Source organism: Christiangramia aquimixticola (genome assembly GCF_048285835.1).
Taxonomy (GTDB): domain Bacteria; phylum Bacteroidota; class Bacteroidia; order Flavobacteriales; family Flavobacteriaceae; genus Christiangramia; species Christiangramia aquimixticola.
The window spans coordinates 1-327 of the sequence record NZ_JBLVTL010000139.1; the positions used below are offsets into that span (position 1 = coordinate 1).

The 327-nt window shown below is 41.3% G+C and carries 1 protein-coding gene; it reads left to right on the plus strand.

Annotated features, from left to right (window positions below; all coding sequences use genetic code 11):
* Positions 1 to 327: hypothetical protein (locus ACNKXV_RS13855; protein WP_417908306.1), on the plus strand; the 327-nt coding region annotated here is incomplete at both ends.

Below are 327 nucleotides of genomic sequence, written 5' to 3' on the forward strand. Positions count from 1 at the left end.
TTATAAGAATGTTCCTTAGCGACTTTCAGGATGAAACCATCCTTAGATTTGGAACTATGGATCTTGTTCGCGGAGACTACAGGAGGTATAACCAAAGCTTATTCGAGGATTCCGGGCAATTGGAGAACCCGAATACTTCCTTTGAAGTGAATGCTGTAAATATTGAAGAAAATGAGAACAGACAGCCTATTCCATACCGATTGCCTCCGGGTGTTCAAAGAGAACAGCTGTATCAAAATAATACCAGTTTGCGTCAAAACGAACAATCACTTTCTTTAAGTGTTTGTGACCTGGAACCTCAGGATGCCCGGGCAGTTTACAAGAATT